Annotated in this window: 16 protein-coding genes and 1 tRNA gene; 8 read left to right on the forward strand and 9 right to left on the reverse strand. The window is 42.6% G+C overall.

The features are described from left to right. Positions 1-511 precede the first annotated feature (511 nt). The 3 genes from AACW45_RS08670 to moaC form a co-directional block, all read right to left on the reverse strand. Positions 512-913 (reverse strand): response regulator, encoded by a 402-nt coding sequence (locus AACW45_RS08670; RefSeq protein ID WP_190632611.1) that lies wholly within the window; start codon positions 911-913, stop codon positions 512-514. Beyond that, positions 910-2,109 carry a sigma-54-dependent Fis family transcriptional regulator gene (locus tag AACW45_RS08675; RefSeq protein ID WP_190632612.1) on the reverse strand — a complete coding sequence of 400 codons (1,200 nt, stop codon included), beginning with the start codon at positions 2,107-2,109 and terminating at the stop codon, positions 910-912. Before AACW45_RS08675 ends, AACW45_RS08670 begins: the two co-directional genes overlap by 4 nt. A gap of 168 nt (positions 2,110-2,277) precedes the next feature. Further along, on the reverse strand, positions 2,278-2,793 hold the full coding sequence (gene moaC / locus AACW45_RS08680) for a cyclic pyranopterin monophosphate synthase MoaC (RefSeq protein WP_190632613.1): 516 nt from the start codon (positions 2,791-2,793) through the stop codon (positions 2,278-2,280). A 38-nt stretch (positions 2,794-2,831) separates the two neighbouring features. On the opposite strand from moaC, the gene AACW45_RS08685 reads away from it, so the two are divergent. After that, positions 2,832-2,905 (forward strand) — tRNA-Arg (locus AACW45_RS08685). A 159-nt stretch (positions 2,906-3,064) separates the two neighbouring features. Here AACW45_RS08685 and AACW45_RS08690 read toward each other — a convergent pair. The 3 genes from AACW45_RS08690 to AACW45_RS08700 form a co-directional block, all read right to left on the reverse strand. Further along, positions 3,065-4,297 carry an MFS transporter gene (locus AACW45_RS08690; RefSeq protein ID WP_190632614.1) on the reverse strand — a complete coding sequence of 411 codons (1,233 nt, stop codon included), beginning with the start codon at positions 4,295-4,297 and terminating at the stop codon, positions 3,065-3,067. Positions 4,298-4,657: 360 nt separating this feature from the next. Continuing rightward, entirely contained in the window at positions 4,658-5,671 is a 1,014-nt protein-coding gene (locus tag AACW45_RS08695) for a glycosyltransferase family 2 protein (protein WP_190632615.1), read from the reverse strand. Positions 5,672-5,673: 2 nt separating this feature from the next. Further along, positions 5,674-6,381 carry a C40 family peptidase gene (locus AACW45_RS08700; protein WP_190632616.1) on the reverse strand — a complete coding sequence of 236 codons (708 nt, stop codon included), beginning with the start codon at positions 6,379-6,381 and terminating at the stop codon, positions 5,674-5,676. Positions 6,382-6,403: 22 nt separating this feature from the next. Between AACW45_RS08700 and AACW45_RS08705 the strand changes: the two genes are divergently transcribed. The 3 genes from AACW45_RS08705 to AACW45_RS08715 all read left to right on the forward strand — a co-directional run bounded on the left by AACW45_RS08705 (position 6,404) and on the right by AACW45_RS08715 (position 9,243). Further along, complete coding sequence (locus AACW45_RS08705) at positions 6,404-7,360, forward strand: serine hydrolase (RefSeq protein ID WP_190632617.1); 957 nt, start codon at positions 6,404-6,406, stop codon at positions 7,358-7,360. A gap of 321 nt (positions 7,361-7,681) precedes the next feature. Continuing rightward, positions 7,682-8,527 (forward strand): hypothetical protein, encoded by an 846-nt coding sequence (locus tag AACW45_RS08710; protein WP_190632618.1) that lies wholly within the window; start codon positions 7,682-7,684, stop codon positions 8,525-8,527. Positions 8,528-8,901: 374 nt separating this feature from the next. Continuing rightward, positions 8,902-9,243: a hypothetical protein gene (locus tag AACW45_RS08715; protein WP_190632619.1), complete on the forward strand. Its 342-nt coding sequence runs from the start codon at positions 8,902-8,904 to the stop codon at positions 9,241-9,243. A 76-nt stretch (positions 9,244-9,319) separates the two neighbouring features. On the opposite strand, the gene gcvP is transcribed toward AACW45_RS08715, so the two are convergent. The 3 genes from gcvP to gcvT form a co-directional block, all read right to left on the reverse strand. Then, positions 9,320-12,244, reverse strand: a complete 2,925-nt coding sequence (gene gcvP, locus AACW45_RS08720; protein ID WP_190632620.1) for an aminomethyl-transferring glycine dehydrogenase — start codon at positions 12,242-12,244, stop codon at positions 9,320-9,322. Positions 12,245-12,440: 196 nt separating this feature from the next. Continuing rightward, positions 12,441-12,824, reverse strand: coding sequence for a glycine cleavage system protein GcvH (gene gcvH, locus AACW45_RS08725; RefSeq protein ID WP_190632621.1), 384 nt, complete (start codon positions 12,822-12,824; stop codon positions 12,441-12,443). A gap of 139 nt (positions 12,825-12,963) precedes the next feature. Then, positions 12,964-14,103 carry a glycine cleavage system aminomethyltransferase GcvT gene (gene gcvT / locus AACW45_RS08730; RefSeq protein ID WP_190632622.1) on the reverse strand — a complete coding sequence of 380 codons (1,140 nt, stop codon included), beginning with the start codon at positions 14,101-14,103 and terminating at the stop codon, positions 12,964-12,966. Between the two features lie 328 nt (positions 14,104-14,431). Between gcvT and AACW45_RS08735 the strand changes: the two genes are divergently transcribed. From AACW45_RS08735 to AACW45_RS08750, 4 genes are all read left to right on the forward strand, one after another. Next, positions 14,432-14,926, forward strand: a complete 495-nt coding sequence (locus AACW45_RS08735; RefSeq protein WP_190632623.1) for a pentapeptide repeat-containing protein — start codon at positions 14,432-14,434, stop codon at positions 14,924-14,926. A gap of 483 nt (positions 14,927-15,409) precedes the next feature. Further along, positions 15,410-15,694: an HU family DNA-binding protein gene (locus tag AACW45_RS08740; protein ID WP_019490515.1), complete on the forward strand. Its 285-nt coding sequence runs from the start codon at positions 15,410-15,412 to the stop codon at positions 15,692-15,694. A gap of 26 nt (positions 15,695-15,720) precedes the next feature. After that, a complete protein-coding gene (gene cobD / locus AACW45_RS08745; RefSeq protein WP_190632624.1) occupies positions 15,721-16,800 on the forward strand; it encodes a threonine-phosphate decarboxylase CobD in 1,080 nt (359 codons plus the stop codon). 201 nt (positions 16,801-17,001) lie between these two features. Beyond that, positions 17,002-18,495, forward strand: a complete 1,494-nt coding sequence (locus tag AACW45_RS08750; protein WP_190632625.1) for a dihydrolipoyl dehydrogenase family protein — start codon at positions 17,002-17,004, stop codon at positions 18,493-18,495. Positions 18,496-18,504 lie beyond the last annotated feature (9 nt).

Below are 18,504 nucleotides of genomic sequence, written 5' to 3' on the forward strand. Positions count from 1 at the left end.
TCGCTTTTATTCGCAGGTTAAATAGGATTAATGTATATTCAAAAGGGCACGGCATTACCCATACGTGTAAACTTAAGTTAAAACACTTACCCCACAAGCATTTTACCCCTCCCCTAACCCCTCCCCTTGCCAAGGGGAGGGGAAGTTTTGGCTTTAGACAAAACTGGGGTGGGGTAACGCGGAGCTTGATGGTAGGCGATGGAATTAAAAATTGAGTCTTGACAATGGTTGCGCGTTAATTTGACACCTATGGGCATTACCGTACCTCTACTTTAAGAAGTAAAAAGTAAAAAGATAATCCCCATAAATAAATGCGCGGGGATTTAATAAGGAAGTATTATTTCTCGCGCTATGCGTCTCGAAATAAATGTTTCCATTTCGTTCCATAAATGAATTTATTTGCTCTGTGACCCTTTATGAGTGCCTTTTAACTTTTTACTTTTGCCTTGTTTGGTCAAATTGTGTTGGTAAATTGGGATAATTTTGGGATTGGTTGTGAATATAGGTAATTTTAATTATGAGAAATATTACTAATAGAAAAATTTGCATAGGCAGATTCTATAGTTGTTAATAATTCTGTAAGGTCATAGGGTTTATTAACAAAATAAACAATGCCTAACGATGAAGCTAATTCTTCTATATGTCCATAAGCTGTAGCTAAAACAACTGCTAAATTAATACCTTGGGCTTGCATTTGCTGATAAACTTCGGCTCCGGTTAATTCTGGCATTCGGTTGTCTAAAATTAATAAATCAGGGCGATCGTTAATTATTGTTGCTAAAGCTTCTTTACCGTCTCGTGCTTCTTGGACTTCCCAGCCTTCATCTTCCAGTAAAAAAGCCAGCATCTTTCGACTATCATCGTCATCGTCTGCAATCAGCACTTTACGCTTCGCTGAAATGTTTCTGCTCATAATTTATGATTAGCTAGTGGTAGAGAAAGAGTGTACTTGCCTGATTCTAATTGGTCAAGATTTAATCTGTCATTGGGGATAAAACTGACTTGCACAAATCCAGAATCTAGCATATCCACTGCTACTTTGACTTTACCGCCTTTACCTGCAATCTCAAATATCTGTAAAAAATAGCGAAAAAGCTGGCGCAATAGGCTACGCGAATCAGCTAATACGTGAATTGGTTCTTCTTGCCAATATGTGACAACTTCTAGTTTGCGAATTGAGATTTCAGTTGATAGTAAATCTACCAAATCGCGAATGCTATCTGTGAGACAAACAGGTTGAATTACACCTAGTTCTAATGATGCTAAACTCTGCCAAACTTCCGCCCGACGGCGAAAAAGTTGAATTGAGTTGTCAGCTTGTCGCAGAATTTGCATGGCATAATCTAAGCGATTGTTGGCTACCATCCGCGAGCCAATTTCCATTTTTAAGCGTGCTGCTTGATGCGCTTGAATAATATCTTGACGCAGTTCTTCTATGGGTTGATAATCTTCAGGATTAGCTGTCAAAATCCGGCGCACATCTTGTTCTAATTTAGAAACAACAAATTCAGCTTCAATCCCATGACTAGCGCATTTCAAGATTTCTTTGAGGCGTTGTCCTGCATCAGCACGCCGCAGAGAGATACTAAATACGCCTATAATTTCTTGTTTGTCGTTTTTCAGAGGAATTCCTTGACAGGTAAAGGAATGAAACCCCTCGATAAAATGCTCGGCGGCGATAATTTCTATATAATCTGCTGCTGCTAGGGGTGTACCAATTCCATTGGCTCCCGCCACACTTTCTGAAAGCAGGGAACCGGGGAGAGGGAAAGGTTCCGGCCCATGTACAGTCTGCTCATCGCCTACCACATCTAAGACAACGGCGTTGCGATCGCCTAACATAACTGCATGACGCTCAGATCCGGCAGCTTGGGATAAAATTCTAAAATAGGGACGAGCTGCGTTAATTAAAGCACTATTTTGCCCTACTAACCTTTCTGTATCGATAATTGAAAGTTTTTCCGCTTGTAGGGCGTAGGGGTTAGATCCTTGGAGATGCGATCGCTCCCAGGCATGATAAATTGGCGATCGCAACAGATTTACAGGAATTGCACCAGTCGATTTATATACCCGTCCTGCTTCAAAAGCATTGTGAGTTAGAGCGGACATGGTTTTGCTCTCAATTTACAGTAATCAGTTTATTGTGAGAATTTTCTGCTTGGTGTCAAGGGAACTCTAAAAAATAAATTATCCAACTTGTAGGGGCATGGCATCTACAAACTTTCGGTATTATCGATATTTTATCGGTGCCGTGCCCCTACCCCCGTGGGTATTTTTTTAATTGGAAGTCCCTGCTTGTGGGAAATAATCTCCAGATTTCCCGCCAGTTTTGCTAATTAAGCGAATCGATTCAATTTGCATCGATTTTTCTAAAGCTTTCGCCATATCGTATAAAGTCAAAGCCGCAACGGAAACCGCCGTTAAGGCTTCCATTTCTACCCCGGTTTCGGCTTTGGTTTTGACGGTGGCTTGAATTTGATAGCCGGGAAGCTGTTCATCGGCTATTATCTGCACTTCAACTTTCTGCAAGGGTAGCGGATGACACAGGGGAATTAAATTTGCTGTCTGTTTCGCCGCCATAATTCCGGCGATTCTGGCAGTAGCTAAAACATCGCCTTTGGGCGTATTTCCGGCTTGGATGGCGGCTAAAGTTGTCGCTAACATGCGTACTTGCGCCGCCGCTACAGCTTGGCGAATGGTTGGTGTTTTTTGCGACACATCCACCATTTGCGCTTGTCCTTGGGAATCGAGATGGGAGAGATTGGCAAAATTATCTGAAAAATTGTCTTGCATAATTTTGAGAGAAAGTGCTAATATAAGTTCCTGTGCGAGGGCGTGTAGCTCAGTGGACTAGAGCACGTGGCTACGGACCACGGTGTCGGGGGTTCGAATCCCTCCTCGCCCGTTAAATAAATTAAAGAGGTGCAGTTATTCATTAATAATTGCGCCTCTTTTTATATACAGCATATTTCAGGTAAATGAGGTACGCGCTTCGGGGCATGGCAGTGCCAGTGCCCCTACAATCAACGATTATCTGTACCTCACCAACTGGCAATCTGCTGTATTAGGATTTATTCAGATAATAATGGTCTTTGCCTCTGCCTAAGGCAAAGCTGAGGGAATCGCGCAGATTTTTATTGGATTGGGTGAGGAAAATTAGCAAGGCGAGAAAGCTTAAAGCGGTGCAGTAAGCGAACATTTGCCGATAACCGACTTGTTCGGCTACATAACCCAAAATTGGCGCGGCGATCGCAATTCCTAAATCTAATCCGGCGACACAGATCGCAAAAATCCGTCCCCTTTCTTGGGGTAAGGAACGATCTGTCATTAGCGTCACCACCATCGAAATTATGGTTCCCCCACCAGCGCCTTCGGCTATGGCGGCGAGAATGAAAGTAATCTGACTATTAGCTTGCCATAGTAGCAAGGTGGCTAAAAAGTAACCAATGACGCCAGCTGTAATAAATAAACCACGCCCAAAGCGATCGCTTCCTCGTCCCGAAAAAATTCTCACGCTAAAGCTAGCAAGGGCGGCGATAGTGAAAAATAACCCCGCGTTAAAATTAACGCCTGTTTCTTGAATAAATAAAGCGATAAAGGTATGTACAGTACCCAAGGATAACCCAACTAATAACATTACCAAGGCAGGAATTCTCACCCTGGGACTGATGACAAGTTGCCAAAAATTGGTTTTTTGATTTTCTGTTGATGGGTATTTTATAATTGGCGGATTGATGATAAAGCCAATACCCAATAGCGCAATAAACGCTAATTCAGACGCTAAGAGAAATAACGGCCCATCTCCTGCTGTTGCTTGTAAATAACCGCCCAAAGCGGGGCCAATTGCTAAACCGATGGGAGTCGCCAAAGTCATGTAACTGACAATTTCACCACGTTTGGCGGGTGGTGCTAAATCTGCCACCAAGGCGCTGTAACCTGTAGTAAACGCCGCCACAGCTACGCCATGTACAGCGCGGACTACACCCAAAATGGGAATTGATGGAAAGAATAAATAGCCAAAGGGTGCGATCGCGGCGACAATGACACCAATAATTAAAGGAATTTTTCGACCACCGCCATCGGCTAAGTTTCCTAAAATGGGGCGAAAGAGTAATAAGCCAATGGCAAAACTACCCATAACAAGGCCAATTTGTTGCTTACTTGCACCTACATTCGCAATATATAAAGGCAAAGTAGGCATCAAAGAAGACATACTAGACCAAAATAATAAACCTGCTAAAAACAAAATTAACAGGCTTTGGCGCACATAAATATCAAAATTGTCGAAGGTTTTCAAGGTAGATGCAGTTAAATAGTAAGTGAGATCAATTTAATATAAAGTTGCATATATTTAGATCCCCCTAAATCCCCCTTAAAAAGGGGGACTTTGATTTTAGTTCCCCCGTTTTTAGCTACGGTGTACACATATCTTTGTGCTAAGTGCAAAATGTTGCTTGATCCGCCTAAATCCCACTACCCAAGGGGGAATTTGATTCTTTTCTCCCTTTTTTAAGGGGGGTTAGGGGGGATCAAAACGTTATCGGGCTAGGTTATAAGACTGGTGTCTATAGGGTAGCCTTTTTCAGGGGAGCTAGGTGAAATCTAATTCTATGCAGCCTCATAAAAAATTGGTATGAGTTGTCCTTTTATTTTGACGTTACTTAACGTTTTTTGCTACCACTTCTCGCACTCGATAAATCGGTCTACCTTGAGATTCGTGATAAGTACGCATCAATAATTCAGCTAACAGCCCAAAACAAAATAATTGCACCCCTGTTACTAATAACAGAACTCCTAAAATTAGCAATGGGCGATTACCAATCATTTGTCCCCATGCCAATTTAAGAAAAGTTAAATAAATCCCAATAATTGTTCCCAATACCATCGAAATTAAACCCAAAAGCCCAAAAACATGCATGGGTTTGGTGAGGAACTTTTTCATAAAAGAAATGGTTAACAAATCCATCATCACCCGGAAAGTCCGCGATAAGCCATATTTGCTTTGACCAAATCGCCGGGGATGATGGCGCACAGGGATTTCGGTAATTCTCGCCCCTTCAATGTAAGCTAAAGCGGGTAAAAAGCGATGCAGTTCGCCGTAAAGGTTCATATCAGCTAAAACTTCAGCCCGATAAGCCTTAAGAGAACAGCCATAATCGTGTAATTTCACGCCTGTAATTATCCCAATTAACCAATTGGCAATTTTTGACGGAAGTAAGCGAGATAATGCTGCATCTTGACGTTTGTGTCGCCACCCACTGACCAAATCATAACCTTCTTCTAACTTGGCTAATAATATGGGTATATCTGCCGGATCGTTTTGCAAATCCGCATCTAAGGTGACGATAATTTTACCCAAAGCATAATTAAACCCCGCAGCCATCGCCGCAGTTTGTCCATAATTGCGGCGCAAAATTACTGCTTTTAAATCATTGCGAATTTGAGCTTGTTCCTTGAGCCATTGAGCAGAACCATCGCTAGAACCATCATCAATACAGATGATTTCATAAGTCAACTGATTGGCATTCAAACAAGATGCGATCGCTTCTAATAATAATGGCAAACTTTCCACTTCATCGCGGACAGGCACAACCACGGAAACATCAGGGACAATTCCCAAAATCGCCCCATTTTCCTCACCAGTTCTTGCAGAAACCAACCCACTACTCATATTTATTTGCGCCCCTGTGGTTCATAACTCTTCACAACTCTGCCAGCACCGCGCAGTTGTTGATAATATGACCGACTAACCTCATCTCCTGTTTCCGTTAGTCGATCAATTCCTATGCCATTGCGTCCCTTATCTTTCCCGGAACTATGAATATAGCAACCATCCCCCAAATACAGTCCCACATGGGTTGCTTTTTCGGGAGTACCAAAAAATATTAAATCCCCCGGTTCTAAATCAGCCATTGCAATTGCTTGGGTAAAAGCTTCTTGTTGATAAGCGTCTCGCGGTAACCAAATACCCACAGACACAAAAGCCGCTTGCATTAATCCCGAACAATCGTAATTCGGCCCCACCGTACCGCCCCAAAGGTAATAATTTGATTGTTGCATTGCTTGGTGCGTAAAAGCGATCGCACCCGGTAAGAGTTTTTTAATATCCGCTGCCGATAATCTGGTTGCCCGATAAGCTAAAGTAGCTGTTTGTAATAAACCAACATCACTCAGAGATACCCACCCTGGGTAATCATCTTCACACAAATACACTTCAACAGCTGCATCCTGAAAATTTGCGCTTACCCACAGATGTCGCCCAGCCGCAGCTTGAGTTGCTAGGCGACTACATTCAGGTGAATCATATAAATTAAGGTCAGCCAGACAATTGTACTCAGCCGATGTGAGATTTTGGATTGAAGATTCTAAATTAGATACCATTCTGCAAGGTTATTAGCTAACAATGATTTTTTTCCGTAAAGACGAACAACTCGAAAATCTCGGTTCAAGTATATTAGAAGCGACTTGGGCAGAATTTCCCACATTAGCCCGAAATCAAATTGCTCTGACTTGGATTGTCTACGATCCGCCTGTACTAGTAAATACTGGTGGCGCATTAACACCAGATGCTTTTTGGAACCATACAGTCCGTGGTTTTACTTACCGGGGAGTCGAGCGAATTTACCCAGCAAGTGTGGTGAAATTATTTTATTTAGTAGCCGTTCACGAATGGTTAGAAAAAGGCATGGTACAACCTTCCAAAGAATTGGAAAGAGCCATGCACGATATGATTGTGGATTCGAGTAACGATGCTACTAGCTTAATAGTTGATGTATTAACTGGTACCACATCCGGCCCAGAATTAACGCCTGGCCCCTTTGACACTTGGAAATCCCAGCGCAATTTTATCAACCGCTATTATCAATCTTTAGGCTGGGAAGAAATGCAGACAATTAACGTCTGTCAAAAAACCTGGGGTGATGGCCCTTATGGCAGAGAACGGGCATTTTATGGAGAAATGCTAGAAAATCGCAATATGCTGACCACAAATGCGATCGCACGGTTGTTACATAGTATAGTCGGGGGCGTTGCCGTTTCCAGTGCGCGATCGCAAGCGATGATGGCTTTACTTCAACGCAGTCTCAAAAGCGAAGATTTACCCGCAGATGTAGAAGAAGACCAAATAACAGGCTTTATCGGCGGTGGAATTCCCCAAGACGCGCAAATTTGGTCAAAAGCCGGATGGACAAATCAGGTACGCCATGATGCAGCATACATTGAAATCCGCGATCGCCATCCCTACCTTTTAGTATTGTTCACTGAAGGTAAAGCCAACGCCAAAAACCGAGATATTTTACCTTTTGTCTCCAGACTAATTAGTGAAGCCGTCAGCAGTTTATCAATAGAGAATAGAGGCTAAAGTCAATAGTCAACAGTCAACAGTCAATAGTCAACAGTCAATAGTCAACAGTAAAAATACTGATATTCTCAGTTTTTGCATCATTTGGAATAGAAGTTGATTGACACCGTAGTATAAAAGGGAGAAAAAAGCGATCGCCAACAAATGACCAATGACCATTGACAAATGACCAATGACCATTGACCACCTCAGTAATTCCGTCAAATAAAGGATGTAATAGTTAAACTTTTCGTGTTAAATAGTTACATGTTGTCAAGATTTCTTGAATCAACAGAAACAAACCGACATTTTATGTGTGGCAATATTGTGTAAGGAGTGAGTGTGAATCATATTTTTGTTCGTAAAACAAGCTTTTGGCTATCCAATCTAACTGCGATCGCTATTTTAGGTACTACTGGTTTACCTACTTTAGCCCAAACAGCAGATACTATAGATAATCTAGGTAATCTAGGTAGTCAGCAGTTAAGTGAAGCTTCAAATACTGAGTCAGCCAACCCAGTAATTTCAACAGAAGCGACAAACCAACAACTACCTAATGAACCTACAACTTTCTTAGTTAAAGAAAAGTTACCTAACATTGCAACAATCAAAACTGGTAGCCGGATATTTACTCCCGTTCCCGGTACAGCAGAAACTACCGCAGCTGCATTTGCACCCCAAAACCCAGAATCTACACCTACAGCCTCAACTTCTCAACCAGCGAATACAACAGTAGCGCAAGCAGATATCGACCCCGGTAGACCTACTCGTGGTGGTCGCAGCTATCTTGGTATTGCAGGTAACATCGGCTTGAGTGGTAGTGACTCAGCTTTAGGTGATGGTAACTTCGCCGTCATTAGTAAAGTTGGGCTAACAAACGCTATCTCAATTAGACCAGCTGCCATATTAGGAGATAACACTACAATTCTAGTTCCCCTCACCTATGACTTTACCTTTCAACAGGTAGCCGACCCATTTAGCGAACCTTTACCCATTGCGCCTTACGTAGGAATTGGTGCAGCCATTAAAACCGGCGATAATTCTGAAGCCGCCTTTTTATTATCCGGTGGGATTGATGTACCTTTAACTTCTCAATTTACTGGTACTGTTGGTGTCAACGCTGGCTTTTTTGAAAATACCGACATTGGTTTATTGGTAGGAGTTGGTTATAACTTCAGTGGTTTCTAAAGCCTAGCCTTGTCAATCCCCCTTAACAAGCAGGGCTGTTTTATTTGCTAAAAAGCCTGAAAATGCCAGGTTTTTCAACGAATATTTTGATAAAATCACGCAATGACAAAACCTTTGCGTGATTTTTAATAGTTATGTATAGCTGTTGACAGTTGACTGTTGACGGTTGACAGACTTGAAAGCCTTTTATTGTCAAGGTTTTATTTTAGCTGGATGTCCTAATCTATCTGGCTACAGCTATAGTTTATACCTTGAGGTGCAAGATATAAACTACCCCAAAATTTTGAGGTGATACCATAATTTCCTCTTGCGAAACATCAAAGCTACGTATAATATAAAACAAGAAATAGTAAGTAATACATGAGGATATTACTATGATAAAGAGAATACAGCAAGTAATAGTTATATCTGTGATGGCAGTGATAATAGCAATCGGAGCGAGCAATGCTACAAGTGGTGCATACGGATACGGAACGGGAGCATTCATCGATCCAAACAGCACAGATTATATCGAAACGATAGCAGGCGGTTGGAATTTCGTATCTGTTTCAAATTCTAGTCAAAGAGGAAAGGTAATTATGATGGGAATGGGGGGATGTCCTGATTACCAAATAGATCTAGAAAAACAGCAATATTTAAAAGCTATCGGAGGATGTAAATACATTGTAGAAAACCAAACAGAAGAAGAAGTATCAATTCATACTATGAATCACTAGCGTTTTCTGTATATTAAAAATCACGCAAAGACGTTGCTTCCTTGCGTGATTTTTAATAGTTATGTATTAGCAGTAATTATTGCTGGGAATAAGCCTCCATTGGGAGACAAGAACAGACGAAATTGCGATCGCCAAAAGCTGCATCAATTCTACCAACAGTCGGCCAGAATTTATGTTGACGAGTCCAAGGTGCGGGGTAGGCTGCTTGTTCGCGGGAATAGGGATGATTCCATTCGCCAGTAATTAAGCTTTCGGCTGTGTGGGGCGCATTTTTCAAAACGTTATCTTGCGCATCCACCTTACCTGATTCAATTTCGGCGATTTCTTGGCGAATAGCAATTAAAGCCTCGCAAAAACGATCTAATTCTTCTAGAGATTCGCTTTCTGTGGGTTCTACCATGATTGTACCTGCCACAGGCCAAGAGACGGTCGGCGCGTGAAAGCCGTAATCCATCAGCCGTTTGGCGACATCATCAATTTCGATACCTGCCGATTTTTTCAGCGATCGCAAATCTAAAATACATTCATGGGCAACTAGTCCATTTTTCCCTTGATATAACACGGGATAATACTGTTCAAGTCGCTTGGCGATATAGTTAGCGTTGAGGATTGCGACTTTAGTAGCTTGGGTTAAACCATCTGCACCCATCATCGCAATATACATCCAAGAAATTACCAGGATACTAGCACTACCCCAAGGGGCAGCTGCTACCGCCCCTAATGTACCGCCGGTTTTGATTAATGGGTGTCCTGGGAGAAATTCTACCAGATGGGAAGCCACGCCAATCGGCCCCATACCAGGGCCGCCGCCACCATGGGGGATACAGAAGGTTTTGTGTAGGTTCAGGTGACAAACATCTGCGCCAATATCTCCGGGGCGACAAATTCCCACTTGGGCGTTCATATTCGCCCCATCCATGTAAACTTGTCCGCCATGTTCGTGAATTACAGCACAGATTTCTTGAATTGCTTCTTCAAACACGCCATGAGTTGAGGGATATGTCACCATCAACGCCGCTAATTCATGACTGTGTTTTTCGGCTTTAGCTTTGAGGTCATTAACGTCAATATTACCTTGTGAATCACAGGCGACGGCGACAACCTTCATTCCACACATCACCGCACTCGCTGGGTTGGTTCCATGTGCTGAGGTGGGAATCAAGCAAACGTTACGGTGTGCTTCGCCTCGGCTTTGATGATATTCATGAATCACCAACAACCCGGCGTATTCACCTTGAGAACCGGCGTTTGGTTGTAAAGAAATTCCCGCAAATCCTGTAATTTCCGCTAACCATGATTCTAGTTGCTGAAACAGGATTTGATAACCCAGGGTTTGCGATGGCGGTGCAAAGGGATGAATTTTGCCAAATTCCGCCCAGGTAACGGGTATCATCTCCGCAGTGGCGTTTAGCTTCATCGTGCAAGATCCTAAGGGAATCATCGATGTTGTTAAAGATAAATCCTTAGTTTCTAGCTGATGTAGGTAACGCAGTAACTCGGTTTCCGAGTGATAGCGGTTAAATACGGGATGAGTTAGGTAATTGCTGGTACGGGTAAAAGTTGAGTTTTGTAAAGGCGATGGTCGCTGTGTGGCGATCGCATCTGCAATTTCGGCAAAATCAAAATCTAGGCGATCGCTATTAGCAAAAATCTGCCATAGTTCTATCACATCATCGACTGTGGTTGTCTCATCTAAAGAAATACCCACCGCAGTCTCAGCAAAAATGCGTAAATTAATATTACGTGCTTGGCAATCTGCGAGAATTGTCTCTAAATTGCGTCTTCCCAGTTCCACTCGCAAAGTATCAAAGAACGGTTCCGAACTGATGCTGTAACCCAGACGCTTTAATCCCGCCGCCAAAATTAAAGTTAGCTGATGGATATTCTCTGCAATATTCTTCAATCCATCCGGGCCGTGATAAACAGCGTACATACTCGCCATCACAGCCAATAATACTTGAGCAGTACAAATATTACTTGTAGCTTTTTCCCGGCGAATATGTTGTTCGCGGGTTTGTAAAGCTAAACGTAATGCAGGTTTACCTTGGGCATCTTTGGATACACCAACAATTCGCCCTGGAACTTGCCGCTTATACTCTTCCTTTGTAGCAAAGTATGCTGCATGAGGCCCCCCAAACCCCAAAGGAATACCGAAACGCTGCGTACTGCCAATGGCAATATCAGCCCCAAATTCACCAGGAGGGGTGAGTAAAGTTAAGCTTAGAGGATCTGCTGCTACCGTCACCAATGCACCCTTAGCATGGGCTTTTTCGATAAAAGCGCGGTAGTCGTAAACTGTGCCATCACTCGCAGGGTATTGCAGAACTGCGCCAAATATTGGTTGCTCAAAATCAAAGGTTTGATGATCGCCAATAATAATATTTATCCCCAGAGGTTTAGCCCTGGTTTGCAGTACATCAATGGTTTGGGGATGACAATCACGAGAAACAAAATAGGCGTTGGCTTTATTTTTACAAACGCCGTAACTCAAACTCATAGCTTCGGCGGCGGCGGTTCCTTCATCGAGTAATGAAGCATTAGCAATTTCCAAACCCGTTAAATCTATGATTAGCGTCTGGAAATTTAACAGCGCCTCCAAGCGTCCTTGGGCGATTTCTGGCTGATAAGGAGTGTAAGCTGTATACCAACCAGGGTTTTCTAGGATATTGCGCTGAATCACTGGTGGAGTGATGCAGTCGTAATAACCCATACCAATAAAGGAACGGAAAATTTGATTTTTCTCAGCAATTTTTTTTAATTGACCTAAGGCTACGTACTCAGATTGAGCCTCTGGTAATTTTAATCCTCCCTTGAGGCGAATTCCTTGAGGTACAGTTTGATCGATTAACGCATCCAGGCTGGAAATACCTAATACATCGAGCATATGCTTGATGTCATCAGCGTTCGGCCCGATATGCCTTTGTATAAAATTATCTAACTTTTGCTTCCTTTGGTCTAAGATTTGGCGATCGCTAGACTTGGGAATAGGGGCTTTTACCACAAATTGCTCTCCCGATGGAACTATTTAATATTTTGCAATAAATATGAGGAAATTGGGCATGGGGCATTGGGCATGGGGCATGGGGCATTGAAACAATTTTGGATTTTGGATTTTAGATTTTGGATTCCAATCTAAAATCGCAAATCTAAAATCTAAAATTCCTTGTCTCCCTTCCCTTGTCCCCTGCCCCCTTACCCTATTCCCCTGCCACCAAGGCGTTATACTCTTCTGCACTCAAGGCGTCATTGATTTCATCGGGATCGTTGACGCGAACTTTGAGCAACCAGGCTTCGCCGTAGGGATCTTCACTGAGTGCTTCTGGATCGTTGAGCAATTCTTCGTTACGTTCAATAACCGTACCGGAAACGGGCGCATTCATGCTTTCAACGGCTTTTACCGATTCAATTGTGCCAATGCTATCTCCCTTGGTAACCGCGTCGCCAACTTCAGGTAATTCCAAGAACACAATATCGCCTAATTGATCTACGGCAAATTCGGTAATGCCAATGGTAGCAATTTCCCCTTCTAACCGCACGTATTCATGAGTATCCAGGTATTTTAAATCTTCAGGATAGTCCATAGATTTCCCTCATCACATCAAAAAATTATTGCCTCAAGATAAATCCCAGGCATATCTGGTAATTAACCATACTTTGACTGGCAATTTTTAGATAGTATTGCCAATGTGAAATTTTTGAATTTGGCTTAGGTGCGTTAGCTTAGTTACTCACGCGATTTTTGGAACGGTAAAAAGGTCGTTTAACCACAGATGTGGGGTAAGTTTTACCGCGAATTTCCACTTCTAGTTGCTGACCAACAGAGGCTAGCTTTGAAGGGACATAAGCTAAGGCAACAGGATAACCAAGTGTAGGTGAGATTGTACCACTGGTAACTTCCCCTACTACTGTACCTGAAGATAATACTTGGTAACCATGACGGGCAATATTCCTACCGGACATTTGCAAACCCACCAAGCGACGCTGCAAGCCTGCTGCTTTTTGCTGTTCTAAAATGGCACGACCGATAAAATCACCTTTGGTATCTAAGTGTACCAGCCAAGCTAAACCTGCTTCTAAGGGTGTAGTGTTGTCATCAATATCTTGCCCATAAAGTGCCATTGCAGCTTCTAGTCTCAGGGTATCTCTAGCACCCAACCCGCAGGGAATGACACCAGCATCATAAAGACGTTGCCATAATTCTATACCCACTTCGGGATCGACCATGATCTCAAATCCATCTTCGCCAGTGTAGCCTGTACGGGCGAGGAAGCCTGTTTTGCCTAATATTGGTGCTTGCAGGTGTCCAAAGGCTTTGATGGGGTGTAAATCTGCTTCTACTAGGGGCTGAAGATAATTAATAGCTTTTGGCCCTTGTACAGCTAGTAACACTTTATCTTTTGATAAATCTTGAAATTCTGCTGTTTTCAAGTCCAGGTGTTGCAATAGCCATGCTTTATCTTTATCTGTGGTTGCCGCATTGACAATAATTGCTACTTGTTGCTTACCAGTGCTGTCTTCACCTTGGTAATAAACAATAATGTCGTCAATAATTCCGCCCTGGGGATTTAACAATACTGTGTATTGCGCTTGACCTGGTTTTAGTCGGTTTAAATCTGAGGGAACTAAAGCCTGTAGTTGAGAAATTGGATTGTCACCGACGAGAGTAAATTTACCCATGTGGGAAATATCAAACATGCCGGCAGCATTTCTCACCGCTTCATGTTCGCTGGTAATCCCCGCAAACTGTACCGGCATTTCCCAACCACCAAAGCTGGTGAGGCGGGCTTTGAGTTCCACACCCAGTTGATATAAAGGAGTTCTCGCCAAAGAAGAGGCGATTTCTGATTCTTGATTAGCCACAGATCTTTTTGTGTTTGCGATCGCACTTCAACATCTATCTATCCTAAGAGATGGGCATGGGGCATTGGGCATTGGGCATTGAGCAAAATTACGTCAGTAACAAACTGGAGTTTTTCATACTTCTAGGACTTACGCAGTGTCATATATTTTTCATGCTTTTTGTCAATGGTCAATAGTCCATAGTCCAAAAAGCTGAATTTTGACCATTGACTTTTGACTTTTGACCACCCTTGTGAGGGTTTTTGTGTTCGGTGCGTAAGTCCTAACTTCATTCCAGTAGGCTTTAATAGTTAATGGCAGAATTGTTGAGATTTATTAAGCAAAAGTTATGAAGTATAGGCGAGTACTAGCTAGCTTGGTCTTAGCTATGGTTCTTTTTTTATTTCCTCTATCAGCACAGGCTGCAAGTTCTTCCAGTATTACCCGTTCTGCTGGCGATGAACTTAAAGGTAAGGATTATTCTGGACAAAGCCTGATTGGCTCAGAGTTTACCAATATCAATTTAGAAAACGCCAATTTTACCAATGCTGACCTACGCGGCGGCGTATTTAACGGTACGGTTTTGCAGGGAGTCAACTTTCATGGCGTCGATTTTAGTAATGGTATCGCCTACCTAGCAAAATTCAAAAATGCTGATTTAAGCGATGGAATTTTTGCAGAAGCCATGATGTTACGTTCAACCTTTGACGAAGTTAACATCACAGGCGCAGATTTTACCAATGCAGTCTTAGATGGAGTCCAAGTTAAGAAACTTTGCGCTAAAGCTAGCGGCATTAATTCTAAAACTCGCGTAGATACTCGCGACTCGTTAGGTTGTAGGTAGGGCATGGGGCATTGGGCATTGGACATTGGGCATTGAAACAATTTTGGATTTTGGATTTTGGATTTTAGATTTAAATTAGAATCCAAAATCGCAAATCGTTCGACTGAGCGCTCACGACGAAGTCTAAAATCTAAAATTCCTTGTCCCCCTGCCCCCTGCCCCCCTGCCCCTCGCCCCCTACCCCCGACACAAGGGTTTTCACTAAGTATTTATTCCTACAAAATGGGTGGTTTCGAGGGCAACAATCACCCTAAAAACACAAAAAATCCTGAAATCTATATAAATTAACGGTTTCATATATCCACATCAGGCGACTACACCTTAGAATGATTCATTGAAAAGTCGAGCCGATGGGATTTGCAGCCATTTTGAGTAAAACTGCTCCCAAAGGATGACTTTTGTATTAGTACAGACAGAGATTTGCGTAAGGATGCATCAGGTTGTGTCTATGCGGAATCTCAAATAAACCTCAAGGAGTTTGATATGAATAAAGGTGAATTAGTTGATGCAGTAGCTGAAAAGGCTAGCGTAACCAAGAAGCAAGCAGATGCAGTTCTGACTGCGGCTTTGGAAACCATCATTGAAGCTGTGTCCTCTGGCGATAAGGTAACGCTGGTAGGCTTCGGTTCTTTTGAATCACGGGAACGCAAAGCCCGTGAAGGTCGTAACCCCAAAACCAACGAAAAGATGGAAATTCCTGCTACCAAGGTTCCTGCTTTCTCTGCTGGTAAGTTGTTTAGAGAAAAGGTTGCACCCCCAAAAGCTTAAGTTCTTTTTTTAGGAACTTTGATTTAATGCGGCAACCTGCACACGGGGGCAATTTAGCTTGGGCAGCAGCACTAGCTGGCTGTCCCCCTGCTGCTATTCTGGATTTTTCTGCCAGTATTAGCCCGTTGGGGCCTCCAAATAGCGCGATCGCGGCTATTCAATCCCAAATAGGTAATCTTCGGCACTATCCAGACCCTAGTTACAGTGACCTGAGGCTCGCTCTCAGTCACTTCCATCAACTACCTTTTGAGTGGATTCTGCCGGGTAATGGCTCTGCAGAATTACTTACATTAGTTGGTCGCGAATTAGCACAATTAGCCGCAACTGTTGTCATAACTCCAGCCTTTGGCGACTACTACCGGACTCTGTCGGCATATAACGCTCAAGTACTGGAGTTTCCCGTTAACTGGGAATCGACATCTGATTTGTCAGCTTTTCTTGACAAAGACAGCAAAAATTTTCAGGACATGGGACTACTTTTAAACAATCCCCATAATCCAACGGGAAAGCTGTTTTTCAGGGAAGCGATTCTTCCCTACCTGGATGAATTTGCCTTAGTAGTGGTAGATGAAGCGTTCATGGACTTTTTGTCGCCCGATGAGGAACAAAGTCTCATAGCGCTAGTACAGGAATATGAAAATTTAGTAGTGTTGCGATCGCTTACAAAATTTTACAGTCTGCCCGGTCTCAGACTGGGATATGCGATCGCTCATCCCGACCGCCTATCAAAATGGCAGAATTGGCGCGATCCCTGGCCTGTCAACACCTTGGCAGCAGCAGCCGCCATTGCTGCAATTCAAGATAGGGAATTTCAACAACAGACCTGGTTATGGCTTCCACCTGCAAGAACTCAACTCCTTCAGGGTTTAGCGGCAATTCCAGGATTAAAACCATACAACAGTGCTGCCAACTTTTTACTGATCGAGTCAAATCGGTCAATTACCCAGTTGCAACAGCAATTACTGATGTATCACCAAATTTTAATTCGCGATTGCTTGAGTTTTAAAGAACTAGGCGATCGCTTTTTCCGCACAGCTGTACGTACTCAAACCGATAACCAACGCCTACTCACAGCGTTAAACTCAGTAATAACTGCTGAGTGTTGAGTTTTGTGTCGGTTATCAAAAGTTAATGGCCAGTTACCTCTAACTTTCAACTGGCCACTAACTAAATAATTCGTAATTCATAATACCCTTCGGGAAGCCACCTCCGGTGTCTACGTAATTCGTAATTAATTGAGGGAGAAAAATACCCCATGCCCAATACTTCGACTTCGCTCAGTACAAGTGCCCCATGCCCAATGCCCCATGCCCATTGACTACGATATTGTAATTATTGGCGGCAGTCTGACTGCACGTTATGCGGCGTTAGTTGCTAAACAACTACACGCTAAAGTCGCCTTGGTAGAACCTAAACTCAACTACGGGTTTTTTTATCACCAAGCAATTAGCGAAATTGCCAATCTAACCCAGCATCTGCGTGAATCAGTGGGTTTAAGTATTCCTAACTGTGAGTTAGAAACACAGGAAAAATCGCCTATATCTGTAGTCTTGCCAGAGACAATGTTATATGCCCAAGGTGTTGTTTCCAATATAGAAGCGCAGCATTCTATCGCTAACCTAGCTGCCCTGGGAGTGGATGTAATTGTTGACAAAGGTCAATTTCAATCCTCACCCCATCTTGCATTTGCTATTGGCGATGCTAGCGCTGGTATAGGTCAACGCCTTCTCAGATCCCGTACCTATTTACTAGCAACTGGTTCCCGTCCTGCAATTCCAGAGATTGATGGATTATCTGCTACAGGCTACTTTACCCTCTCGAACATTTGGCAATTCCTGCTGTATCTCCCCAAATCTCCCCCACCCACACCACCAAAAGATTGGGTGATTCTCGGTGGTGTACCCCAAAGTATAGAAATTGCGCAAACCTTAGCCAGATTAGGTTGTAATGTAACTTTTATTGTCAAGCGTTCCCAGATTTTACCGAATATCGATCCAGAAATATCTCAGTTACTTCAGGCACAATTACAAGTTGATGGTGTGCGTATTTTCACGAATACTGAAGTAACCCAGGTAAGGCGAATTGAAGATAAAAAGTGGGTTCAAGCCGGAGATAAAGCTATTGAAACTGATGAAATTTTAGTAGCAACTGGACAGCAACCAAATGTTGAATCTCTCAATTTAGCAGCAGTCAACGTGAAATGGTATCAGCATCGTTTAGCAGTCAATAAAAAACTGCAAACTACCAATCATCGTATTTACGCTTGTGGTGATGTAATTGGTGGTTATGATTTTATCAATGTTGCTAAATATGAAGCAAGAATAGCGTTAAATAATGCCTTATTTTTGCCAAATTCACAAGTTAATTATCGTTGCATCCCTATAGCAGTATTTTCGCAGCCGATGTTAACCCAAGTAGGCTTGAGCGAGAAAAAAGCAAAGCAGCAATATCATCAGCAAGAAGTTTTAGTTTTGCGGCAATATTTTAAAACAGTAGCTGCAGCCCAAATTCATAACGAAACTACAGGTATTTGTAAATTAATATTATTACGTAACGGCAAAATTTTAGGAGCCGAAATATTTGGTGCAGTCGCAGGAGAATTAATTAATATAATTACTTTGGCAATGTCTCAAAATTTGAAAATTCACCAGTTAGAAAATTTATCGCCTATATATCCGAGTTTTGCCGAGATTATCGAAAAGTCTGTACAAGAGTGGCACACACAACAGTTAAATAATGATATTTCTCGTATGGAATTTATCGAAAATTTCTTACATTTCCGCCGCGATTGGAATATTTAAAAACGATAA

Source organism: Calothrix sp. FACHB-168, from assembly GCF_963889195.1.
In the GTDB taxonomy this organism is placed as follows: Bacteria; Cyanobacteriota; Cyanobacteriia; order Cyanobacteriales; family Nostocaceae; genus Aulosira; species Aulosira anomala_A.